This is a genomic window from Synechococcus sp. CBW1004 (assembly GCF_015840715.1).
GTDB lineage: Bacteria > Cyanobacteriota > Cyanobacteriia > PCC-6307 > Cyanobiaceae > Cyanobium.
In genome coordinates this window covers 1,793,032-1,815,371 of sequence record NZ_CP060397.1, presented here as the reverse complement: position 1 = coordinate 1,815,371, position 22,340 = coordinate 1,793,032, and the positions used below count along the sequence as shown (strand labels likewise).

Genomic DNA, 22,340 nt, shown 5'->3' with positions numbered 1-22,340 from the left:
TGCTCTGGGCGGAGCCGGAGGGGGTGATCTGGGCCACGGATTGCAGGGCTACCGAGACGGGGCGGGGTGCCCGTGGGACGGCCTGGCGGCGTCGGAGTCCGCGTCGGCAAACGCCAACCCTACCGGATGTGACCGCAGCTACGGGTTGAGCGGCAGAAAGCGGAGCTCCGGCGACCCGCCGACACCCTCGGACGCGGCCCGCTCGACGCGCACGCCGCTGGCGCGGCGGAAGCGCTCCTCCAGCAGGGCGGTGGCGAGCGGATTCTCGATGCGGCGGCGCAGCACCCGCCGCAGCGGCCGCGCCCCGTACTCGGGCTCATAGCCCTGTGCCGCCAGGGCCTCGACCACCTCTTCCTCCACCTGCAGGCCCAGCTGCTGCTCCTGCAGGAGCCCCGCCAGTTCCGCCAGCTGCAGGCGCACGATCCGCTGCAGATCCGCCGGTGCCAGCGGCCGGAAGCGGATCACCTCATCGATGCGGTTGAGAAACTCGGGGCGGAAGCGCGATGCCAGCGCCTCATCCACCGCCTGCTCGAGCTGGCGCTCCTCCAGACCACCGCGGGCATGTTCGAGGATGGCGCGGCTGGCCAGGTTGCTGGTGAGGATCACCACCGTGTGGCGGAAATCGACGGTGCGGCCCTGGGAGTCGGTGAGGCGGCCGTCATCGAGCACCTGCAGCAGCAGGTTGAACACCTCGGGATGGGCCTTCTCCACCTCATCGAGCAGCAGCACCGCATAGGGGCGGCGGCGCACCGCCTCGGTGAGCTGGCCGCCCTCCTCGTAGCCGACGTAGCCGGGCGGCGCACCCACCAGACGGGCCACGGCATTGCGCTCCATGAACTCGCTCATGTCGAGCCGCACCAGCGCCTCCTCCTCGTCGAACAGGGAGGCCGCCAGGGCCTTGGCCAGCTCGGTCTTGCCGACGCCGGTGGGACCGAGGAACAGGAATGAGCCCACCGGCCGGGTGGGAGCCTGCATGCCGGCCCGGGCCCGGCGGATCGCCGCCGCCACCGCCGCCACCGCCTCCGGCTGGCCAATCACCCGCTGGCCGAGACGCTGCTCCAGGTCGAGCAGTTTCTGGCGCTCGCCGGCCAGCAGCCGCTGCACCGGGATGCCGGTCCAGCGGGCCACCACATCGGCAATGTCGCCGGGCTCCACCTGCTCCCGCAGCATCGGTTCGGCCTCCAGCAGCGCCTCCAGGTCCTGGCGGCGCTGCTGCAGCGCCCGGAGCTGGTCGTATTCCAGCCGGGCCGCCTCCTCGAGATCGCCGGCACGCTCCGCCTCGGCGATGGCATGGCGCAGATCCTCGTCCTGCTGCAACAGGGCCCGCAGCTCAGCCAGCCGTTCCCGCTCGCCGGCCCAGCGCTCCTGCAGCGCCTCGAGATCCTGATGGGCCAGGCGTCGCTCCTCCTGCAGCTGCACGCGCTCCTCCAGGGGCGCCGCCTCTGCCGAAAGCAGAGCGAGCTCCACCCGGCGCAGACGCGCCTCGGCCTCCTCGACGGCGCGCGGCTTGGAGGTCACCTCCATGCGCAGCTGGGCCGCGGCCTCATCGACCAGGTCGATGGCCGAATCCGGCAGACAGCGGTCGGCGATGTAGCGATCCGCCAGGCGGGCGGCCGCGGCGAGGGCCGCGTCGGTGATCGTGACGCCGTGGTGCAGCTCGTAGCGCTCCTTGAGGCCGCGCAGGATCTGCAGGCAGGTGTCCTGGTCGGGCTCGCGGATCAGCACCTGCTGAAAGCGGCGCTCGAGAGCCGGATCCTTCTCGATCGTGCGGCGGTACTCCTCGGGGGTGGTGGCACCGATGCAGCGCAGGTCGCCGCGGGCCAGGGCCGGCTTGAGCACACTGGCGGCATCGGGGGCGGAGCGCTCGCCCCCGACGATCGTGTGCAGCTCATCGATGAACAGCACGACGCCCCCAGCGCCGGGGCCGCTGGCGTCGGGCTCGCGCACCTCGTCGAGCACCTGCCGCAGGCGTTCCTCGAACTGGCCGCGGAACTTGGCGCCGGCGATCAGGGCACCCAGATCGAGCGACACCAGCCGCACGCCGCGCAGGGCGTCGGGCACCTCGCCGGCCACGATGCGCTGGGCCAGCGACTCGGCCACGGCGGTCTTGCCGACGCCCGGTTCACCGATCAGCACCGGGTTGTTCTTGCCGCGGCGGGAGAGCACCTGGATCAGACGGCGGATCTCGGTGTCGCGGCCGACGACCGGATCGAGCTGACCGGAGCGGGCGGCGGCGGTGAGATCGCGGCCGAAACGCTCCAGGGCCGTGAGCTCCGCCGCCTCCCCGTCGGGACCGCTGAGGCGCTCGAGCCGCAGGCCGGGCTCGCGGTCCTGGCCCGGGACGGCCGCCGGAGACACAGCAGAGCCGCTGACGACGACGGAGGACGGCGTTCCGACGGCACGGGAACGGGGACTGTCGATCCAGTCGTCCTCGGCGGCCGGGCTGCGGCGGGACGGGGGAGATGCCTCGCGGGAAGGCAGGGGGCGAGAGGAGCGCTCGCCGACCATCTCGCCGGGGCCGCCACCAACGGCCTGGCGGCGGCGGGGTGCGGACGCACGCGCGGCAGAAGCGCCCGCGCCCTCCACGTCGTCGGCCTCGGCCGGGCGGGTGGTGAGGCGACTGCCGCCGGGGCGCCACTGGCGCAGCAGCAGGTCTTCGCTGAGGCCCTCTTCGGCCAGCAGCGAGGCGCCGATGCGGGGCTCGCGCAACAGCGCCAGCAGCAGCTGGGGCAGATCGATCTCCGGCTCAGCGCGTTCGGCGCGCCAGCGTTCAGCCGCCTCCAGCAGCTGCTCGAGGGACTCGCCGATGAAGAGGTTGTCCTCACGGGTGCTGGGCTGGACAGCGCAGAAGCTCTCCAGCTGATCGAGCAGGCGATCGGGATCGAGCGGCAGCGGATCGATCCAGCCGGCGAAGCGCCGGTCGCGCAGCAGCGTGATCAGCAGGTGTTCGACATCGAGACTGCCGTGCCGCCACTGGCGTGCGGTCTCCTGGCTGGAGAGCAGCAGCTCCCAGGCCTGTTCGCTGAAGCGTTCCGGCTCGGCGGTGAGGCTGGCGGGCGTGGGGCCGGCAGGAGCAGAGGAGGCCATCGCTCAGGACGCGGGCGAAGCGAGGCCGGCGCCGGCGGCGCTGCCTGTCCCCCCCGGGGGCATGGCAGCGACGGGGCGCTCGATCAGCTCGATGCGATAGCCGTCGGGATCCTCGACGAAGGCGATCACGGTGCTGCCGCCCTTCACCGGCCCGGGCTCCCGCACCACGCGGCCACCCCGCTCGCGGATCACCGCGCAGGTGGCCGCCACCTGATCGCAGCCGATGGCGATGTGGCCGTAAGCCGTCCCGAGGTCGTAGTGATCGATGTCCCAGTTGTGGGTGAGCTCGAGCACGGCGGTCTCGCTCTCGGACCCATAGCCCACGAAGGCCAGGGTGTAACGGTGCTCGGGATTGTCACGGCGACGCAGCAGCTGCATGCCGAGCACATCGATGTAGAAGGCAAGGGAACGCTCCAGGTTCCCCACCCGCAGCATGGTGTGGAGCAATCGCATCGGCAGGGGCTGCACTCACCCCATTGTGGCCAGCGGCAGCGGGGGAGGGGCGAGCGGCCGGCGGTCGCCGGCCAGCCCTGGAACGGGCGACGGAGACAGTCACAAAGCAGTGCAGGCGCCCCTCCGCCGTGCGCATCGCTGCAGCGAGGGTGGCGGGGGCGACCCATAGGATCGCGACAGTTGTGCATTAAGCGCTCGTGCTCGATTCCCTCGACTTCGTGATCGATTCGATCGTCGCCCGCGAGGTGCTCGATTCACGCGGCACGCCCACCGTCGAGGCCGAGGTGTGGCTGGAGGGAGGCGTCAGCGGCCGCGCGATCGTGCCCAGCGGCGCCAGCACCGGCGCCCACGAAGCCCACGAGCTGCGCGACGGCGGCCGCGCCTATTTCGGCAAGGGCGTCAGCAAGGCGGTCGAGAACATCGAGGAGCGCATCGCGCCGGCCCTGTGCGGCCTCAGCTCCCTCGACCAGGTGGCCGTCGACGGCGCCATGAACGAGCTCGACGGCAGCGACAACAAGTCGGCGCTGGGTGCCAACGCGATCCTGGCGGTGAGCCTGGCCAACGCCCACGCCGCCGCCCGCGCCGTCAATCTGCCCCTCTACCGCTATCTGGGCGGCCCGCTGGCCAACCTGCTGCCGGTGCCGCTGATGAACGTGATCAACGGCGGCGCCCACGCCTCGAACAGCCTGGACTTCCAGGAATTCATGATCGTGCCCCACGGCGCCGGCAGCTTCCGCGAGGCGCTGCGCATGGGCGCGGAGGTGTTCCACACGCTCAAGGGCCTGATCCACGAGCGCGGCATGAGCACAGCGGTGGGCGATGAGGGCGGCTTCGCCCCCGACCTGGGCAACGACGCCGCCGGCGACATCCTGGTTCAGGCGATCGAGAAGGCCGGCTATCGCCCCGGCGATCAGATCTCGCTGGCGCTGGATGTGGCCAGCACCGAGTTCTTCAAGGACGGCCGCTATGCCTTCGGTGGCGGCAGCTACAGCAGCGCCGAGATGGTGGAGGAACTCGCCAAGCTGGCGAGCCGCTATCCGATCGTCTCGATCGAGGACGGCATCGCCGAGGACGACTGGGAGGGGTGGCGCCTGCTCACCGAGAAGCTGGGCAGCACCGTGCAGCTGGTGGGCGACGACCTGTTCGTCACCAACACCGAGCGGCTGCAGCAGGGCATCGAGCGGGGCGTGGCCAACTCGATCCTGATCAAGGTGAACCAGATCGGCTCCCTCACCGAGACGCTGCAGGCAATCGACCTGGCCGGCCGCGCCGGCTACACCAGCGTGATCAGCCACCGCAGCGGCGAGACCGAAGACGTGACCATAGCCGACCTGTCGGTGGCCACCCGCGCCGGCCAGATCAAGACCGGCTCGCTCAGCCGCAGCGACCGGGTCGCCAAGTACAACCAGCTGCTGCGCATCGAGGACGAACTGGGCAGCCAGGCCGTCTACGCCGGCACGGTGGACCGGGGTCCGCGGGGCAAGGGGATCTGAGGAGCGCCTGCGCCCTGCCGGCAAAAGTGAAGATTCGATGAGGACCTCGCCTTCGCGTGGCCTCCGGACCGAAAGTAGGCACGTTCATGCATAGGTTGTTGCGCTGAATCACTGCAGGTCTGCAGTGACTGTGAGGTCGTTCGTGAGGGGTTCCTCCGCGGGGACTGGCCCTGATGCGGTCAGTGACGAAATCGCCGGCACAGGCTGCTCACGCCTGTGCTTCATCCTCGCGGGCGTGGGCCTGTCGCTGACGGCGGCGTCCACCCTGCTCACCTACCGGGTGCTGCACGAGCAGATGGAGTCCCTGGGCGCGTCGGTGGTCGATCACCTGTCGTCCTCCAATTGCACGGCCATCACCAAGGTCCTCTCGGCCTTGTCCGTGGCCCGCAGCGAGGTGGTCAGCGGCGAGTCTGAACACCTGAGCACAACGCCAGCACCATCGACAGCGATCGGCGTGCTCACTCCCTCCACCCGGGAGCTGGCAACCTTCCAAGCCAATGGAATCAGCCGGGCTGAGGCCCTCTCCGTGCTGCAGAGCCTTCCCGGCGGCAGCCTGGCCGCCGCGCCTTCCAGCGACATGGCGACACAGATCGCCCGGGCCTCCCGGTCCACCCTCGCCGAGCTGCAGACCCATCGCTGCAACCTGGGGTACGGCCTCAACCCCATGGCGGTCCGGGTCTTCGGCATTCCCGCCCTGAACAAGGATCACGGGCATCACGCTCACGGCCACCAGCCCAGCGGCCCGAAGCCGCAGCCGACGCAGCCTGCAGGTGAGGCTTCCTCATGGCTCGCCTTTCTCTATGGGCCATGGCCGACCAGGAGCCCCGACCGGATCGCCTTCGCCCTGGTGGACCTGAACGCCACCACCATGCAGGCCAGCGGCCACGATCACAGTCTCAACGACATGTTTCCGGGCGGGTCGGGCGAGTTGGCCATGCGCGTGCAGGTCAAGCCCGCCACCGTGCTGAAGGATCCGCTGACGCTGCATCGGGCCATGCCGAGTCTGGAGGAGGAGGACCACAAACTGCTCGGCCTCAAGCTGGTGCCGTTCGCCAACCAGCTGCTGCAGACAGAGATCAGCATCGACCACAGCCGGCTCGATCGCGTCCCACGCCGGAGCTCCGCCTTTGTGTTCCTGATCGGACTGCTCGCCACCAGTGCCGTCGTGCTGATGAGCCGCAGCTCCCAGATCCGGATGCGACGGCTGAATCAGGTCCTGGCGGCGGAAAGCCGCACCGATGGCCTGACCCGCGTGGCCAACCGGCGTGCCTGGGATGAGGCTCTGATCCGCGAGGAGAGCCGCCGCCGCCGCCACGGTCACCGCTACGGACTGCTGGTGATCGATCTGGATGGCTTCAAGCAGATCAATGATGCGCAGGGCCATGCACAGGGGGACGCGATCCTGCAGCAGGCGGCGAAGGAGCTGAAGGATGAACTGCGCGACACCGACCTGCTGGCCCGAGTCGGCGGCGACGAATTCGCCGTGCTCGTGTTCCAGCCGAACACAGGCTGCCTCGACGACCTGGTGAAGCGGCTGCGTGTCCGCCTGCAGACGATGGGGATCCAGGCCTCGATCGGAGCGGTACTCAGCGAAGCCGGCAGGAGCCTGGAGCAGACCTGGTCCCTGGCGGATCAGGCGATGTACCGCGTCAAGGGCCGCCCCGCGGCGACCCCGTCGCCCCAACCCAACCCCACCCCCCCTGCAACTTCTCCATGAACGCGATCATCAACACGATGAACCGATGCAAACGGTCCCTGGGTCTGCCCCAGACGATCAGCGTCCTCGGCATCGGGCGTGCCTGTCCGCTTCTGGTCTTCTTCGCCCTGATGATCCTGGGGGCGCTGGTGTTTCTGGTGCTGAGCTGAGACGACCGCCGCAAGCCGGGACACGTGGGAGGCCGATCCCCCTTCGAGGCCGGCTGGGCCAACACGTCGCCGATCGTTGGGAGGCGGCTCGCTTGCACAGGAGTGTCGGCATCCTCCCGACGCGCCCGGAGAGACGGACCGGAGAAAGGCTGGAGCCTCAGGCCGTCGGAGGCTCGCTGCTGACCACCGTCGCCGCCGCAGGCAGCTGCTCGAGGCGGCCATCACGCTTGAGGCGGGCCTGGAGCTTCAGCCATCCGAGCCCCACCGGCAGACCCAGCACCAGAGGCACGGCCGTCAGGGCCGGGCGGCTGCTGGCGGCCAGCAGGGCCGCGGCCACCGCCAGACCTCCCAGCAGGAAAGACTGACCGGCGGACTGCTGGGCCAGGGCGAGGCGACGCAGGAGGCGGTCGGTCTCGCCGGCGCGGATCTGCACCTGCAGATCCCCCTGCTCGATGCGCGAGAGGCTTTCGTCGAGCCGGCGGGGGATGCCCAGCGCACGGCTGCCCACCTCGGCCGCCTGGCGCGAGAGCTCATTGAACAGATCGTTGCCGCCGGCGCCGCTGGAGGTCATGAGGGGCAGCAGATAGGGGCGGGCGATCGCCATCAGGCTAAAGCCCGGATCCAGGCTGCGGCCCACGCCTTCGAAGGTGGACAGGGCCCGCATCACGAAGATCAGCTCCGGAGGCAGACGGAACGGCTGGCCATAGACCAGGTCGTAGAGATCGCCCGAGAGCTTGCCCAGCACATCGGCCGTGAACGGCGGCGTCAGCGCCTCGTTGAGCATCAGACGCACCAGACGCCGCACCGGCCCCGGATCGATGCCGGCGGCGATCACGCCGGCCTGCTGCAGCTCTCCGACCAGGCCGGCGGCATCGCGGGCGGCGGCCTGGCGCACCATGCGGCCGATGCGACTGCGCAGCCGCTCGGAGATCTGCCCCATCATCCCGAAGTCGTAGTAGATGAGGGCACCATCACTGGCCACCGCCAGGTTGCCGGGGTGGGGATCGGCGTGGAAGAAGCCGAAGCGCACCAGCTGCTGCAGGTAGCTCGCGGCTCCCTTCTCGGCCACCGCGGACGGCGACAGGCCCGCCTCGATCAACGCGGCGCGGTCGGTGATCTTGATGCCGGGCACGTAGTCGAGGCAGAGCACCCGGCGCGAGGAGAGCTCCCAGACCACCGCCGGCACACGGATGCCGGGGTCATCGAGGAACTGCTGGCGGAAGCGCGCGGCGTGCTCGGCCTCCAGGCGGAAATCAAGCTCGCGCAGCAGCACGCGGCGACACTCCTTGGCGATGCCGAGCCAGTCGCGGCCCAGGCCCCAGCGGGGGTGGCGCTGCACCGCGGCGGCCACCTGCTGCAGCACCTCCAGATCGAGACGGAAGCGCTGCTCCAGGCCCGGCCGCTGCACCTTGAACACCACCTGACGACCGCTGCGCAGGCTGGCGCGATGCACCTGGGCGAGGCTGGCGGACCCGAGCGGCTCCACCTCCAGGTCGATGATCTCGGCGCAGCGCTCGCCCAGCTCCTGGCTGAGCAGCTCCTCAACGACGCTGAACGGGAAGCTGGGCACCCGATCCTGCAGGCGCGCGAACTCCTCGACCACGTCGGCCGGCAGCACATCGGGCCGGGCCGAGAGCAGCTGCCCGAGCTTGATGAAGGCCGAGCCGAGGGCCAGAAATTCACCGACCAGCCAGCGGGCGCGCCGCCGCTGCCGCTCGGCTCGGCGCTCCGGCGTGGGACCACCGCGATAGGTCCAGCGCTGGCCATCCCACCAGAGACCGGCCAACAGGCGACTGGCCAGCCACCAGATGCGCAGCGGGCGGGTGAGGCGCGGCAGCCAGGGCAGGGGGGCGCTCAAGGAACCGGGGACTCCAGCCGACGTGCCAGGGCGGCCACCTGCGCCCGCAGACGATCGATCTGCTCCTGGGGATCGGAGGGGTGATCGGCCGGGCTGCCGGCATCCGCGTCAGCGGCCGGCTCGGCATCGCCGCGCTCAAGGCGCTCGGCTTCCAGTTCCACCTCCTGCCAGAACAGCGTCAGCTCCTGCTGCAGGCGGGCCGGGGCGTCCTGGGCCAGCACCGCCAGGCCGGCGGCGGTATCGGCCACGGCACTGCCCACGCGGGCTGCCAGGCGGTTCACGGCGGCCTGGAGAAGATTCTGCGGCGCGCTCATCACCTAGCCGGGCACTGCCCCAACCATGGCAGATCAGGGCGTCGGGGTGGGAGCCGCCGGGGCCGGAGGCGCGACAGGGGGAGACGGTTCCGGTGGCAACACGGGAGGCTCGGGCAGGGGAGGCAGATCGGCGCCGGGATCGACCGGGGCGGGCTCGGGCTGCGGTTCATCCCGGCTGGCGCTCTCCTGGCGGCGACGCTCGCGCTCCTCCATCTCGATGCGGCGCTGCTCGATCGCGGCGGCGTCCTTGGTCTGCTGACGCTCCAGTTCGAGCAGATCGAGGTCCCCCCGGATCTGCATCGAGGCATCCCCGAAACGGCTGCGCAGGGTTTCGAGCTCGGTGCCCGGGAACGTCTTCACCTCGAAGCGCTGGCGGCCACTCCAGCCCGTCTCGAGACGCAGCGCCAGCAGGCGGTGGGTGATGCCGTAGCCGAGACCGAAGCAGGCGCCCAGCAGCAGCCAGCCCCTCCAGCCCCGTGGTCGGACCGGGCGGGCCTGGGATCGACTGGTGGCCGGAGCGGCATCGGCCGGAGAGGCCATCGGGGCTCGCGCTGCGGAAATCTCCGGGTCAGTGTGCCATCGCCGTCACCGCCGGTCCCGACAGCGGCGGGCCTGGCGGCGGCTGCCGGTGACCCCTTCACGGGCGCCGTTCGCGTGCTCGCTCACCCTCCATGGCCATGGCGGCCAGAGAAGTCATGACGGTCGGCGATTCACCTGCTGAATCAGGAGGAGGAAAACGCAGCGGCAGGCTATACGACACACCGCACTCTTCTCGACATTGAGATCACCAGCCCAGGGGATCCAGCGGCCAGCCAGGTATCATGAGGGCCATCTCTTTGAGCCCAGCTCTGACCATCAAATCGGGAGCAAGCCCATCTGACGACAGGCGGTGTCCACCGCTGAACCGGGAAGCGTGATCGTCAGCGTCGAAACCCTCTCGTGCTTCGACTACCTGGTGTGGCTGCGCACCGGCGAAAACGCCGCGCGCAGACTCGGGGTGGACCAGGCGACCGTGGCACGCACCGCCAGGAAGGTGGCGGCCACTTTTGAGCTGAAACTGGAGAAACAGGGCGGAGAATGGCAGATCCTGGGTGATCGCAACCTCCTGGATCTGGAACGCAGCTCGCATCAGCTGTACCGCTGGCAGATGGACCTGCCGCTGCGGATCGAAGCGCAGTACTACTCAGGCCCCCTGTTTCTCGAGCCACTCCCAGCCGGCTGGTTGGCGGGCAACTTCGATTTCCTGGAAGTCAGCACACCACAGCAGCACCTGCGCAGCGGAGTGATCGACGCCTGGATCGGCTGTTTTCCCGACATCCCGGACGCCGACGATCCCGATCTGGCCTGTGTGCACCTGACGCGGCTGCCCACCCACCTGGTGGTGGCCGCCGGCCATCCGCTGCTGCGCCTGAAGGAGGCCGTCACCCTGGACGATGTGCACCACTACCCCTCCCTGGCCCTGCCGGATGGGGCGTTTCCGAAGGTGCAGGCCGCTCTGCAGGAGCTGGGCCTGTGGAGCACCCCCTGCGACCTGCGTCGCTACGACCAGGCGCACTGGGAAGGCCAGACCGCTGACGAGGTCACCGTGGGCTACGCCACCTCCGTGAGCCTCGGCCTGTTTCCGACTCCCCGGGTGATCCTGCCCGTGCCGATCCCGCTCGAGGTGGGCGACACCCTGGTCGTGCCCCGCCGCTTCCTGGCGCATCCCCGCAGCCGGCAGCTGCTGGCCCATCTGAAGCGACGGGCACGGGAGCTGGTGGACCGGCATCCGGACGTGCGGTTGGTGGGCACCTCGAAAAATCACACCATGGCCTGGCCTGACCTGAAATAAGAGCTAAGGAACCCCTGAAAAACCCGATAGAATCAGTACAGTTCCAATAATGAGACTGGCAGCGGATGGCGGCCCCCCTCCAGTTGGGTTTCACGGACTACGAGCAGACCTACGCCAAGAAGAAAACGCGCCGGCAGCGCTTCCTCGATGAGATGGAAGCCACAGTGCCCTGGGATCCTTTCCTGGCCTTGATTTCGCCTGTGTACCACAGGCCTTCTGCCAAGGGCGGGCGCCCACCGTTTCCGCTGGAGGTGATGCTGCGCATCCACCTGCTGCAGCAGTGGTTCACGCTTTCCGATCCCTTGATGGAGGAGATGCTGATCGATACCCCCTGCTTCCGCCGCTTTGCTGGGATCGACATGGTTGAGGACCGGATCCCTGACGAGACGACGATCCTGAACTTCCGCCACCTCCTGGAAGAGAATCGGATAGCAGAGCAGATCCTGGAGACGGTGAACCAGAGCCTGCGGGAGAAGGGCGTGATGCTTAAGGAGGGTACGATCCTCGATGCCACAATCATCAACGCTCCCAGTTCAACCAAGAACAAGACGGGCGAGCGGGATCCTGAAATGCACTCGGTGGCCAAAGGCAACCAGTGGTTCTTTGGGATGCGGTGCCACATCGGTGTGGATGCAGCCTCGGGTCTGGTCCATTCCGTGGTGAGCACGGCTGCCAACGTCCATGAGCTGAACACGGCACCCGATCGCGTCCATGGCGAGGAACGCGTGATCTACGGCGACTCTGGCCACATCGGCATCGAAAAGCGTGAGGCGTTCAAGGACTGCGAAGCAGAGATGCGCATCGCCATGAAGCCCGGACAGCGCCGAGTTCTACCGGACACCCCAGAGGGAAGACTGCTGGATCTGATGGAGGCGGCGAAAGCACATGTCAGGGCAAAGGTGGAGCATCCATTTCGGATCATCAAGTGCCAGTTTGGATTTCGGAAGGTCTTCTACCGAAGCATCCGCAAGAACAACCTCAAGCTGACGATGCTGTTTGCCCTCGCCAATCTCTGGATGGTGCGCGAACGTTGTCCTTCTACAGCGTAAATGACAGAATAAGTGTGCCATCTTGAGGGTGAGCAGCCAAAAATGATCGGGGAACTCACGAGAAATAAGCCAGTCAGGCCCTGGATTGGAGCACCTGGCGAGTAGCCAAGGACAAAATACCCCACTTGTGTCTCATTGGCGAGAATGAGACACGCTTGCGCTCAATTCCCGGTCTTGATCAGAGCTTCCCTAGACACCCCGTGGCGGTGTCAGTGATTCCCCAACCGCCACGGCATGGGACGGGATGCCCTGCTGCCGCAGCCGCGGGAGAGGGCATCTCGCCAACACCCACTACACCGGCCCCAGCGCGGAGGTCGGCGGCGGCTTTCTGACGTCAGCCACGGCGCAGCAGTGGCACGCTGAAGGACGGCCGTCTTCGACCGCAGCGCGTCGCCAGCGCAGCCGGAACCACCGGCCTCACGGTGCCTGGCAGACAAGAAGGGCTGGACTAGGCAGGAGCGGACAGCCATGCCCGGGATGCCCGAGTTCAACGCGGACCTCGCGCAACTCCTAACAACCTCCTAATTTGGACAAAATTAGGAGTTCATTGGGAGTTGCCCACCCGTCTGCCCCGCAGGCCTCCATCGCTGGAGGCACTGCTCGCCCAGGCCGGCGGGTTGCATGAGGCCATGCCCGTGCTCGCTCAGCTCGCGGCGAGCAACCAGGGGGATCGCTACTTCCACTGGGACGAGTTGCGCCATCGCCCTGCCCCGCAGGGTCTGAGCCATGAGCAGTGGTGGCTGGCCGAGAAGCTCTCAAGACGCGGCACCGGCACTCCGCTGCCCCTGCTGAGCAGCGAAGGCAGCCCTTTCTGGTTCTGCCAGCCGCCCCTACTGCTCAAGGGTCTGCATGAGATCGACATGAAGGCCGGGGCCAGCGTGATGGCACCAGAGGCCGTCACCACGGCCTCCACACGCGATCGCTACCTGCTGAGTTCACTGATGGAGGAGGCGATCACCTCCTCCCAGATGGAGGGCGCCGCCACAACCCGGGACGTGGCCAAGGCCATGATCCGCAGCCACCGCGCGCCAAGGGATCGCTCCGAGCAGATGATCCTCAACAACTTCCGGACCATGCAGCGGATCCGGGAACTGAAGGATCACGCCCTGACTCCGCAGCTGGTGCTGGATCTGCATCGGCTGGTGAGCGAGAAGACGCTGGATGACCCCGCCGATGCCGGCCGGCTGCGTCCTCCCGACATGGAGGTGGTGGTCGATGACATCTATGGCACCGTGTTCCACGTGCCGCCGGCAGCAAGTGAGCTGGAGGCGCGCCTGGAGCAGCTGTGCCGTTTCGCCAATGGTGAAACCCCGGCCGTGTTCATCCACCCGGTGGTGCGGGCCATCACCCTGCATTTCTGGCTGGCCTATGACCACCCGTTCTGCGATGGCAACGGCCGCACGGCAAGGGCGCTCTTCTACTGGTCGATGCTCAAGCAGGGGTACTGGCTGTTTGAGTTCATCTCGATCTCCTCGGTGATCAACCAGGCCCGAGCGAGGTACGAGCGTTCCTTCCTGCTCTGCGAAACCGATGACAACGACCTGACCTACTTCCTGTTGGCCCAGGTGACGGTGATCCAGCAGGCGATCGCAAACCTGCACGCGTATCTGGAGCGCAAGGCCAATGAGGTAGCTCTGCTGCAGCGGCGTCTGGAGGGCATGGATGGACTCAACCACCGCCAGCTGGCCCTGCTGCGCCATGCCCTGCTCCATGCGGGGTTCCGCTACACGGTGCTCTCCCACCAGAACAGTCATGGCGTCAGTAACCAGACCGCCCGGAGCGATCTGCAGAAGCTGGCAGGCCGCGGCCTGCTGACCCCGGAGAAGGACGGCAAGCGGGAGGTTTTCCGGGTGCCGGCTGATCTCACCAGTCGCCTACCGAGCTGACCCGCATCACCCCAATGGTGTCGGGTCCAGCAGCCGATTGGCCTTCACAGCAGTGCTTCGAGGTACGGAGTCATCACCCGCTGCATGCGCTGCGCCTGCGCCTGACGCCAGAGCTCATCGACGTTCAGCCGTCTCTGGCTGATCGCATCCTTCAGGGCCTCCAGCACGGGCTCCATGCCGAGCCGGCGGCGATGGCGGAAGCAGTCGACCAGGGTCTTCTCCACCCCGTAGACCTTCAGCCGGATCGGACCGGAGCGGCGTGATTCCACCTGCAGCCGATGCAGCTCTGGCTGTACATGGATCATCTCCAGCGGCGGGAACTGGAGGGTGGGCCGATGGGCGCCCCCCCGCGGCAGGCTGATCCAGACCCGGCGGGGCTGCTGTGTCCCCAGACCGTGCAGCCGCAGGGCCGTCAGCAGGCAGAACACTGCCTGGGGGACCCGCTTGGCGACGATCTCCAGGTCAACGTGCTCGCGAACGGCCGCGGCAGGCAGGCCATAAACCCCGCGCTCCAGCCGCTCCAGCAGGCCGCTGTCGCACAGCCGCGCCAGGGTCGAACGATCAACACCAGCCGCCGCGGCCTCCCTGGCGCGTAGGAGGCCGCGGCTGCGGGCCAGCTTCAGGGCCGTTTCTTTCCTGTCCAGGACGGGGGGCATGAACCAATTATGCGACAAAACCTGCACATTGAGGCTCAGCTATGCCCTTTTCGTCGCAAAGCAGTGGGGGGACGGCCCAGGGGACGCACCACGCTCCCCCACCAGAACGCTCTGCCTGACTGGGCTCTCTCCATGGGGGGACAGGAGGGAGCAGGGGTCGTGTTTTTTCGATCACGCCCACAGAAAGGGGAGCAGCCAAGAAAGAGCAACAACAGGTCCCCCTCTCCCTCCTTCCTTCTCTCCCCTTGTGGGCACTGGACTTGTCAGGGGGACACAGCCGCCTCCCCCATGGTGTCCCTCTCCCTCACATGGGCAGGTCTGCTGTGGCCCGGTACAGCAGACCCCCACGGGGCCCCTCGCAGACTTCGCCGACACCGAGTTCAGCCAGGGCCCGCATCGCCTGATCAGCCAGAGCTGCGTTGGTGCCTTTCTTCTCGCGGCCGCTCATCTGCTGACGCAGCTGCGTCCAGCTCACCGCCCCCTTGGCCTTGCGGGCCAGGGTGTGAATGCGCCGCATCAGCGAGGAGACGCCTCCTTCCTCCTCACCGGCCGCGGCCTGCTCATGGAAGCCCAGGGCCCAGTCATCCATGGCGTCGACCAACTCGATGGCCCGCTGCAGCGTGGCCACCGGGACCTCCCCTTCACCCGGCTCGTTCAGCACCGCCAGCTGCAGCAGGTGCAGCAACACTGCGACCCGGAGCACCTTGCCCGCTGACTTGCCGTAGAGCGCCCCCTGGGCATCCAGTCGGGCCTGCTGGGCCTGGATCTGCTTCTCGTGCTCGTAGGCACTGAAGGCCACGATCGCCTCAAGATCCAGCTGGTAGCGCTGCGCCGGCATCGTGTAGATCCGGCGGGCATAGACCTGCAGATCCTCATTGGCCCTGTTCACCGCTGTCACGCCCTCCGCACTGATCGCGGTGGGCAGGGGCACCGTGTTCTCCGGCAGAGGAGAGAACAGAAAGCGCGCCCATTTACCTGAGGGGTCGCCGCCCTTGATCAGCTCCCGCAGCACGCCGGGCTGAATCGCCCCATAGATGCTCACCTGACAGCGGTCATAACTGCGATCGCCGGCTGACACCCGCAGCGAGGTGTAGGCCTGCCCGTCAAACAGCTCCAGCAGCTGCTGTTCATCGGACCCGCGGCCGGATCGGTAGGCGTTCATCGCACCGAACAGGCCCGCGAGCTCATCGCGCAGCACCAGCACGCTCAGCCCTCGTTTATCGAGCTCCTGCAGCTGCTGAACGAAGGCCTCCCCGGTGTAGTCCTGAATCTGCAGGTAGATCGCCACCGGCTTGGGCGGCCGCTCGTCTTTCTTGCAGCCCTTGTACTGCTTCAGCCATGTCTCCATCGCACGGCTGTTGGCCGCAGCCATCTCCCGCCTGAGCTCCTGCGCCGGACGGCGGACGAGCAACTTCTCCAGGGGCGTTTTCTTCTGACCGGAGCGGCCCACCGTCGCGACGTACAGATTCGCCGGAGTGACGAAGTCGGTGTAGGGGTTGCCGCAGATCGTCGTGCCCAGCTTCACCAGGCCGCTGACGCCCGCCAGGTAGGCCGTGGCCACCACGTGATCGCAGTACGGCAGGTGTTCTGTGATCCGCCGGATCGCCTCCGCCAACGGCGCGGGAAACAAGCCATCCAGGGTGATCGGTGCACGGGCCTGGTGCCGGGCCAGATCCTCTTCCAGGGCGCTGGCTTCCTGCCGCAGGACATCGCGTTGCTCTGCCTCGATCCGAACCGCTGCCAGCAGCTGGCGGAGCTCCTGGGGATGGAGCTGGGATTCATCCACCAGCTCGCCGAGCAGCAGCTCCACCTCGGTGGGCGAGCGATGGGCGGCAACCGCATCCCGAAACCGATCGCGACACTCCTCGCGGCTCAGCGGCGGCGGCTGACTGGGATCGGACGCGGCAGTACCGCAGACCCCACTGCTCGATCCCTGGCCATCGCCGCGGCCACCCCAACGGCGGGAACGATCACCCGCCAGCCAGGCGTAGTGACGCTCCGCCCGGTCGGGATCCCGATGGCGACAATCCGCCCGAATGATGGACGCCAGAACTCGTTCCGCCTTGTCGCCGATGTCGAGGGCGGCGATCGCCTGCGCCAGCAACTGATCGGGATCACCCTCAAACCTCCACCCCTGCTCCAGCAGCAGGTTGTGCCAGCTCCAGAGCTCCTTCACGAAGCCGGTGAGCTGGAGGCTCCGATCGGCCACGGCCGATGCGTCCGCGCCATAGGGCCGCCCACCCCTCAGCACCTCCTGCGCCCTGCTGCCGATCAGATCGGCCAACTGCGGAATGGTGTTCAGGCCGTTCGGGGCTCTCCTCTCGCTGGCAGGCCGCGACGACGACGGCGGAACCGTGGGTTCAGGTGTTGCGTTGACCTTCGGGTAGATGCCGATGGAGGCCAGATCCGGCACCTCAACCACGCTGTAGGCGTGATCCGGGTTGACCAGCTCATAGGCACCGGCTCCGCTGCGGGTCGGGGCACAGACGCACACCCGGGTGCCGGCCAGCACCTCCCCGCGATGCTCACCGCCAGGAACGGGCGTGAACTGGCAGTGCAGTGACCCTGCCGCACTCCGCCAGCTGGCCATCCCGTCAGCCGGCTGCACGTAAATGTGGACCCCGCCGCCGGGCGTGCGCTCAAGCCGGGTCTGCGTCAGCTCTGGATAAAGATCCAGCAATCCCAGCCATTCACGGTCGCAAGCTTCCTGTGATGGATAGTTCTTGCGATCGAAGTCGATCACCACCACATCCGTGGATGGGATGACAGCTAGCCCGATCGGCTTTCCAAGGCGTTCCGCAACATCAATTCTTGCCAGCAGCTCTGCCTCATCCACCGCTTTCCGGTGACTCGTCTGAGTCGGCGTTCCGTCCGCCTTCCAGAAACTCGGATTCTTGCCCACATAGGCAGGCAGGGGCTTGCCATTCTTGTCGCGCTGAATGTCCCGCCGACCGGTTGCTCCGTTCTTTCTGGTTGCGGGATAGGACTCGGCGGGAAGCGCCACCGGAATCACCGTCTGCATGCTCAGCCTCAGCTGCAGCAGGCGAACGGCCGCCTCCCTGAGAGCGCTGTAGGCACAAGGGTTCATCGCCGAACCTCCATGAAGGCAGAGGCCCGGAACCCGTTTCTGCGTTGTGAAACAACCCAGCAGAAAGCAGCCGCAGCAATCGCCGGAGATGCCATAATCAGGAGACCACGAACTCAGGGCCGCGGCGAACTTCGCTGCGGCCTTTTCATTTGGGCTCCTGCGCGGCATTGCCGGATGCCCCGCAACCGTGCAAACCGTGCAAGTCCTGTAAATCTGCACGGTTTGCACGGTTCAACCGAGCTCAATCGCTGATTTCAGGGGCTCAAATGGTGCGGTGCGAATTCAACTGCCATGAGCACGTCTCTGACAGCTGCGGATGACATCAAGCAGCAGCTCAATCTCATCTGCGCCCAGCTGAATGTGATTCAGGCTCGCCTTGAGCTCAAGCCCACGCTCAGCAGCAGCCCCTGGCTGCCCCTGGCGGAGGCCGCCCGGGCTCTCCACTTCCCCAGCGCCCGTGCTTTGCGGGTCGCCATCGACCGTGGCCGCATCCCAACTCAGTTCGTCAGTGCGACCACCGGGGACACCGGCAAACGCAGGACGCTGTATGTGGACGTGGAGGGCTTCGCCTCACATCTGCGCAACAAGTGAGGCCATCAAGGCCTTGGCCCAGCCGGTCCCTGGCCAGGACATGCGTCAGCAGCAGCAGTCCGATCTGCCTCTCATCCCCCTCGCTGATCCCCGCGTCACCAAGACCGAAGGCCCTCGTCAGAGCGGCTCGGCCCCCTCGCTCAGGATCGTCAGATAGCCGTCGTAGGCAAAGAGGCGATTGCGCCGACCGCCGGTGATCTCTCGAACAATTCCCAGATCCACCAAGGTCTCAAGGGCTTTGGCTGTGGTGGGAAAGCTCAGCTGACAGGCGGTGCTCAGCTGGTTGATGCTGTTCAGTGGACGCCTGCTGAGGGCCGTGAACACGTGCCGCACGCTGGGCCCCGAGCGCCCCAGACCGCCCAGCCTGGCCTCGTCGGCGCGGAACAACGCGAGCAGCCTGTGAGCGGTGCTGACCGCAGCAGTCGCTGTGTTCTCGACCCCTTCGAGGAAGAAGTCGATCCAGGCCTCCCAGTCCCCGTCCTGACGCACGCCGTCCAGCAGTTCGTAGTAGCGGCTGCGGTGTTCCTTGAAGAACAGGCTCAGATAGAGCAATGGCTGCTGCAGAACCCCTGCGTCGATCAGCATCAGCACGATCAGCAGGCGGCCCAGGCGACCGTTGCCATCGAGAAACGGATGGATCGTCTCGAACTGCACGTGGGCCAGCGCAGCCCGCACCAGCAAGGGCAGGTTGTGCTGTCCCTGGGGCCCCCCGTGGATGAACTGCTCCAGCTGCCCCATGCACGCCTCCACCAGCCCGGGAGGCGGGGGCACGAAGCGGGCATTGCCTGGGCGGGTGCCGCCGATCCAGTTCTGGCTCCGTCGGAACTCTCCCGGCAGCCGATCGGCTCCGCGGCCCCTGGCCAACAGCCGGGCGTGGATCTCGCGGAGCAGGCGGCAGGAGAGGGGGAACCCCTCTTGCAGCCTCCCCAGGCCGTGCTCCAACCCCGACACGTAACTGGAGACCTCGACGACGTCATCGAAGGGAACTCCGGGGGCTTCTTCGAGCTCGAACAGCAGCAGGTCTGACAAGGACGACTGCGTGCCCTCAATCTGAGAGGACAGCAAGGCCTCCCGCCGAACGTAGGCGTAGAGGAAGAGGTCCCGATCGGGAAGGAGGGTCGAAACCCCATCCAGGCGTCCGCAGGCCAACAGTGCTTGCTCGTGCAACCCCTGCAGTGCTCCACCCAGTTGGACGGGTGGTTCAGGCGGCAATGGCGCCGGGACGAAGGCACGGACCTCTTCGCCAGCGGTGCTGGTGATCTCGTAACGACCTGCGCCAAGGCGCTTCATCAGCCCACCACCGCGAAACTTGAACAAGGTCACTTCCTATTAAAGCCTGGCGCTTTTCCCTTTAATAAGGCGTCGCATTGGCAGGACTTCCCGGCTGGCCGATGGGGTTCCGGCGCCTCGTCGGGCCTCTCCGCCTAAGGGCCAGCCCGGTGTCAGTGGCCCTTTGGTGGACGTGGAGGGCTTCGCCTCACATCTGCGCAACAAGTGACGCCATCGAGGCGCTGTCGAACCAGCGCTGATACAGAGAGGTATGGACCATCAGGGAGTGCCCGAGGCTCTTGGCCGCCAGCGAGGGGCTGATCTGCGGGTTGTGAATCGCCCGCACCGCCCAGGCGTGGCGCAGGTCGTAGGGGAGAAATGGCGCCTCGTGGCGACGCAGAGCCACTCCCAGCTGTGAGCCGACTGTGCGGTGGTCGCGATCGAGGTTGATGGCCGGCAGGCGCTTGCTCCTGAGATCCCAGCGGTCAATCCACGCCTTCGGCAGCGGCAGGCCCTGCCGGGCTCCGGTCTTGCCGCCACGGATCACGACCAGGCCATTGTTCTCAACCTCTGGCATCAGGAGCGCCTCATGGGGCCTGGCTCCATAGGTGGCGCAGATCCCCGCAGCCCACTGCCACCCTGACGGCAGCCCATCGATCACCGCGACGATCTCATCGTCGCCAGGGAGGTTGCGCGGCGCCGCATCCTTCAAGGGGGTGTAGCCCTTGCCCAGGACCCTGAGCTCCTGCACCGCTTCCGTGCCCATCTCCAGGGCCTGCGCCACGGCCGTGGCCGCCAGAGCCGCCTTGCGCCGACTGCAGCTGCCGATCGGCTTGCTCTCCACCACCGCACGCAGCGTGTCGATGGTGACGTCGGCCTGACTGAGCAGGGGTCTCAGCGGTGCGGCATAGGTGGTGGTCCAGGTGACGTCGGCGCTGGGGCCGCGCCTGCGCTGCTGCCGCCACCAGGTCTCGGTCCGGCTGACCGCCTCCTGACCGCTGATTCCCGCGGAATCCTCCCCAGGTGTTCGAGCCGGTTGCAGCCAGCGATCGAGAGGGAACGCCTCCAGGCCTCGGCGGTGCAGCTCCAGGTCGCGGCCGAGCTCCTCGGCGAGCTGGCGTGCCTGGTCGACTCCGGAGGGGTAAGGAAAGGCGGTGGTGATGCGCCGCTGCTTCCAGCCACCATCCGGCGTGGGCAGCGACGCGCGCAGGCGTAGCCGGCCGCCGGACGGAGAGATCTCCAGGCTGACGCTGGAGCCAAGGTCCCGCAGCGCCCGGTTGATGCGTGCCAGGTAGGGGTCCCTGGGGGCCATGGAGGCGTGCCTAAAAGCGTGCCTACTCTCGCCCAAAAGGGGCTCTTTTGTGCCTAATCCGTGCCTAGATGAGCCTCGGGTGCTGGCTGGCGGATTTCGTGAAAACCCTTGTGGTGACTGGGTTTTCTGGGATGGGGGTCGCGAGGATCGAACTCGCCTAAGGCGGATTATGAGTCCGCTGCATTCACCAGATTGCTAGACCCCCGTTGTGGCGCCGTTCGGATGCGCCGCAGATGTTCAGAACCCTTGAGTATTGCCGTTCTGCGTGGGTAGCAGCAGCGGCGGATTGAGGTAGACCGAGGGCATTCCGCCTTCCTCGGGGTTGGGCGGCTGGGCCAGTCTGCCGCCACTGCCGAGGCTGGTGCTGAACACGCTCACCAGGTCCGGGGTGCGCAGGGGCATCGGGCTCGACTGCTCTTCGAGCAGGGCGTTGGTGGTGTTCTGGATCGCCGTCCCATCCCAGATCAGTGTCTGATCCGGGAACCCGAAACCCATCACCCGGTTGCCGTCGATGCCGCCCATCGCGATCCCGAGGATCGACGTCGCCTGGCGCAGCAGGTCCACGCCCGGGGCGTAGGGAGGCGTCCAGGTGTACGCCCGGCGTTCAATCAGCTGCGGCACGGTTTCCACCGGCACGCAACGGGTCACCTCCACCGGCGACGCGGGAATCGCCAGGGATCCCGAGGCTTCGCGGGTCGCCATGATCGGGGCCTCGAGGCTGGTGGTGCAGGACAGGGGGCCTGCCTGGGCGGCGTCACCGGTCGCGCCGCAGATCAGGCCGAGGCTCCCCATGGCCAGCCCGGCGCAGGCCAGTGGCCGGCTGCTCCGTCGGCTTCGGGTGCTGTTGCCGGCGCCGTCGTCAGTCGTGCTGAGGGAGGTAGGCATGTCCTGCAGGGCCCGCGCACGGCGGGCACAAACTAGCGAGTGAGTTTTCCGGCCACCAGTCTGGCCGTCCCCGTTGATGGTTGTTCCCGCCCTGACCGGTTCCGAGGCCCGCGCTGCCCTGCTGCGGCTGCTGGCGGAGCGCGCCTACCGGCGCGGCAGCTTCACGCTCGCCTCGGGGCGCACCAGTGAGCACTACGTCAACTGCAAGCCGGTCAGCCTCAGCGGCCAGGGCCTGGCGCTGCTGGGGGCGTCGATGCTCGAGCTGGTGGAGCCCGGCGCTGCGGCGGTGGCGGGCCTGACGCTCGGTGCCGACCCTCTGGTCAGCGCCGTGGCTCTGCAGGCCGCCCTGGCCGGCCGCGACCTCGACGCCCTGATCGTGCGCAAGGAGGCCAAGGGCCATGGCACCGGTGCCTGGCTGGAGGGGCCCCTGCCACCCGCCGGCAGCCGCATCACCGTTCTGGAGGACGTGGTCACCACCGGCGGTTCGGCCCTCAAGGCCGTCAACCAGCTGCGCGAGGCCGGTTATGTGGTCGAGCAGGTGGTGGCCATCGTCGACCGCCAGGAGGGCGGCGCCGAGGCGATGCAGGCGGCTGGCCTGGGGCTGCGCAGCCTCTTCCTGCTGGAGGAGGTGTCGGCGGCCCAGGCGGAGCTGGCTGGCTGAGCCCTGCAACGCCTCTGGCGACTGCCCGCCGCCGGCCTGGC

The 22,340-nt window shown here is 67.7% G+C and carries 18 protein-coding genes and 1 tRNA gene; 8 read left to right on the top strand and 11 right to left on the bottom strand.

Annotation, left to right across the window (positions count from 1 at the left end):
* Positions 1 to 138 precede the first annotated feature (138 nt).
* Both H8F25_RS08780 and gloA read right to left on the bottom strand, forming a co-directional pair.
* The gene (locus tag H8F25_RS08780; RefSeq protein ID WP_197213255.1) at positions 139 to 3,087 is read right to left on the bottom strand and encodes an ATP-dependent Clp protease ATP-binding subunit; all 2,949 of its coding nucleotides are present in this window, start codon (positions 3,085 to 3,087) and stop codon (positions 139 to 141) included.
* A 3-nt stretch (positions 3,088 to 3,090) separates the two neighbouring features.
* Positions 3,091 to 3,540, bottom strand: a complete 450-nt coding sequence (gene gloA, locus H8F25_RS08775) for a lactoylglutathione lyase (RefSeq protein ID WP_197213254.1) — start codon at positions 3,538 to 3,540, stop codon at positions 3,091 to 3,093.
* A 197-nt stretch (positions 3,541 to 3,737) separates the two neighbouring features.
* Between gloA and eno the strand changes: the two genes are divergently transcribed.
* The 3 genes from eno (at position 3,738) to H8F25_RS08760 (ending at position 6,899) form a co-directional block, all read left to right on the top strand.
* Positions 3,738 to 5,033, top strand: coding sequence for a phosphopyruvate hydratase (gene eno / locus H8F25_RS08770; protein WP_197213253.1), 1,296 nt, complete (start codon positions 3,738 to 3,740; stop codon positions 5,031 to 5,033).
* A gap of 235 nt (positions 5,034 to 5,268) precedes the next feature.
* The gene (locus H8F25_RS08765) at positions 5,269 to 6,750 is read left to right on the top strand and encodes a GGDEF domain-containing protein (RefSeq protein WP_197213252.1); all 1,482 of its coding nucleotides are present in this window, start codon (positions 5,269 to 5,271) and stop codon (positions 6,748 to 6,750) included.
* Positions 6,747 to 6,899 (top strand): hypothetical protein, encoded by a 153-nt coding sequence (locus tag H8F25_RS08760; protein WP_197213250.1) that lies wholly within the window; start codon positions 6,747 to 6,749, stop codon positions 6,897 to 6,899. The genes H8F25_RS08765 and H8F25_RS08760 overlap by 4 nt, the downstream gene beginning before the upstream one ends.
* Positions 6,900 to 7,056: 157 nt before the next feature.
* Here H8F25_RS08760 and H8F25_RS08755 read toward each other — a convergent pair whose 3' ends face one another.
* Genes H8F25_RS08755 through H8F25_RS08745 form a run of 3 tightly spaced genes read right to left on the bottom strand, consistent with a single transcriptional unit; the run spans position 7,057 to position 9,611 of the window.
* Positions 7,057 to 8,757 carry an AarF/ABC1/UbiB kinase family protein gene (locus H8F25_RS08755; protein WP_197213248.1) on the bottom strand — a complete coding sequence of 567 codons (1,701 nt, stop codon included), beginning with the start codon at positions 8,755 to 8,757 and terminating at the stop codon, positions 7,057 to 7,059.
* The gene (locus tag H8F25_RS08750; RefSeq protein WP_197213246.1) at positions 8,754 to 9,071 is read right to left on the bottom strand and encodes a hypothetical protein; all 318 of its coding nucleotides are present in this window, start codon (positions 9,069 to 9,071) and stop codon (positions 8,754 to 8,756) included. The genes H8F25_RS08755 and H8F25_RS08750 overlap by 4 nt, the downstream gene beginning before the upstream one ends.
* 33 nt (positions 9,072 to 9,104) lie before the next feature.
* Complete coding sequence (locus H8F25_RS08745; protein WP_197213244.1) at positions 9,105 to 9,611, bottom strand: hypothetical protein; 507 nt, start codon at positions 9,609 to 9,611, stop codon at positions 9,105 to 9,107.
* Positions 9,612 to 9,960: 349 nt separating this feature from the next.
* On the opposite strand from H8F25_RS08745, the gene H8F25_RS08740 reads away from it, so the two are divergent.
* The 3 genes from H8F25_RS08740 to H8F25_RS08730 all read left to right on the top strand — a co-directional run bounded on the left by H8F25_RS08740 (position 9,961) and on the right by H8F25_RS08730 (position 13,837).
* Entirely contained in the window at positions 9,961 to 10,902 is a 942-nt protein-coding gene (locus tag H8F25_RS08740) for a LysR substrate-binding domain-containing protein (RefSeq protein ID WP_197213241.1), read from the top strand.
* 65 nt (positions 10,903 to 10,967) lie between these two features.
* Positions 10,968 to 11,951 (top strand): IS5 family transposase, encoded by a 984-nt coding sequence (locus tag H8F25_RS08735; RefSeq protein ID WP_197213239.1) that lies wholly within the window; start codon positions 10,968 to 10,970, stop codon positions 11,949 to 11,951.
* Between the two features lie 554 nt (positions 11,952 to 12,505).
* On the top strand, positions 12,506 to 13,837 hold the full coding sequence (locus H8F25_RS08730) for a Fic family protein (protein ID WP_231597285.1): 1,332 nt from the start codon (positions 12,506 to 12,508) through the stop codon (positions 13,835 to 13,837).
* Positions 13,838 to 13,881: 44 nt separating this feature from the next.
* On the opposite strand, the gene H8F25_RS08725 is transcribed toward H8F25_RS08730, so the two are convergent.
* Complete coding sequence (locus tag H8F25_RS08725) at positions 13,882 to 14,493, bottom strand: type IV toxin-antitoxin system AbiEi family antitoxin domain-containing protein (protein WP_197213237.1); 612 nt, start codon at positions 14,491 to 14,493, stop codon at positions 13,882 to 13,884.
* A 304-nt stretch (positions 14,494 to 14,797) separates the two neighbouring features.
* The gene (locus H8F25_RS08720; protein WP_197213235.1) at positions 14,798 to 17,581 is read right to left on the bottom strand and encodes a DUF3987 domain-containing protein; all 2,784 of its coding nucleotides are present in this window, start codon (positions 17,579 to 17,581) and stop codon (positions 14,798 to 14,800) included.
* Between the two features lie 291 nt (positions 17,582 to 17,872).
* Between H8F25_RS08720 and H8F25_RS08715 the strand changes: the two genes are divergently transcribed.
* A complete protein-coding gene (locus H8F25_RS08715) occupies positions 17,873 to 18,172 on the top strand; it encodes a hypothetical protein (RefSeq protein ID WP_197213234.1) in 300 nt (99 codons plus the stop codon).
* A gap of 117 nt (positions 18,173 to 18,289) precedes the next feature.
* Here the strand turns inward: H8F25_RS08715 and H8F25_RS08710 are convergent, their stop codons facing one another.
* The 4 genes from H8F25_RS08710 to H8F25_RS08695 all read right to left on the bottom strand — a co-directional run bounded on the left by H8F25_RS08710 (position 18,290) and on the right by H8F25_RS08695 (position 21,638).
* Entirely contained in the window at positions 18,290 to 19,462 is a 1,173-nt protein-coding gene (locus tag H8F25_RS08710) for a Fic family protein (protein ID WP_197213647.1), read from the bottom strand.
* A 187-nt stretch (positions 19,463 to 19,649) separates the two neighbouring features.
* Positions 19,650 to 20,753 carry an integrase gene (locus H8F25_RS08705; RefSeq protein ID WP_197213233.1) on the bottom strand — a complete coding sequence of 368 codons (1,104 nt, stop codon included), beginning with the start codon at positions 20,751 to 20,753 and terminating at the stop codon, positions 19,650 to 19,652.
* Between the two features lie 132 nt (positions 20,754 to 20,885).
* Positions 20,886 to 20,958, bottom strand: a tRNA-Ile gene (locus tag H8F25_RS08700).
* Positions 20,959 to 20,990: 32 nt separating this feature from the next.
* The gene (locus H8F25_RS08695) at positions 20,991 to 21,638 is read right to left on the bottom strand and encodes an Occludin/ELL family protein (protein WP_197213231.1); all 648 of its coding nucleotides are present in this window, start codon (positions 21,636 to 21,638) and stop codon (positions 20,991 to 20,993) included.
* 76 nt (positions 21,639 to 21,714) lie between these two features.
* On the opposite strand from H8F25_RS08695, the gene pyrE reads away from it, so the two are divergent.
* Positions 21,715 to 22,299 (top strand): orotate phosphoribosyltransferase, encoded by a 585-nt coding sequence (gene pyrE / locus H8F25_RS08690; protein ID WP_197213229.1) that lies wholly within the window; start codon positions 21,715 to 21,717, stop codon positions 22,297 to 22,299.
* The last annotated feature ends 41 nt before the right edge of the window (positions 22,300 to 22,340 follow it).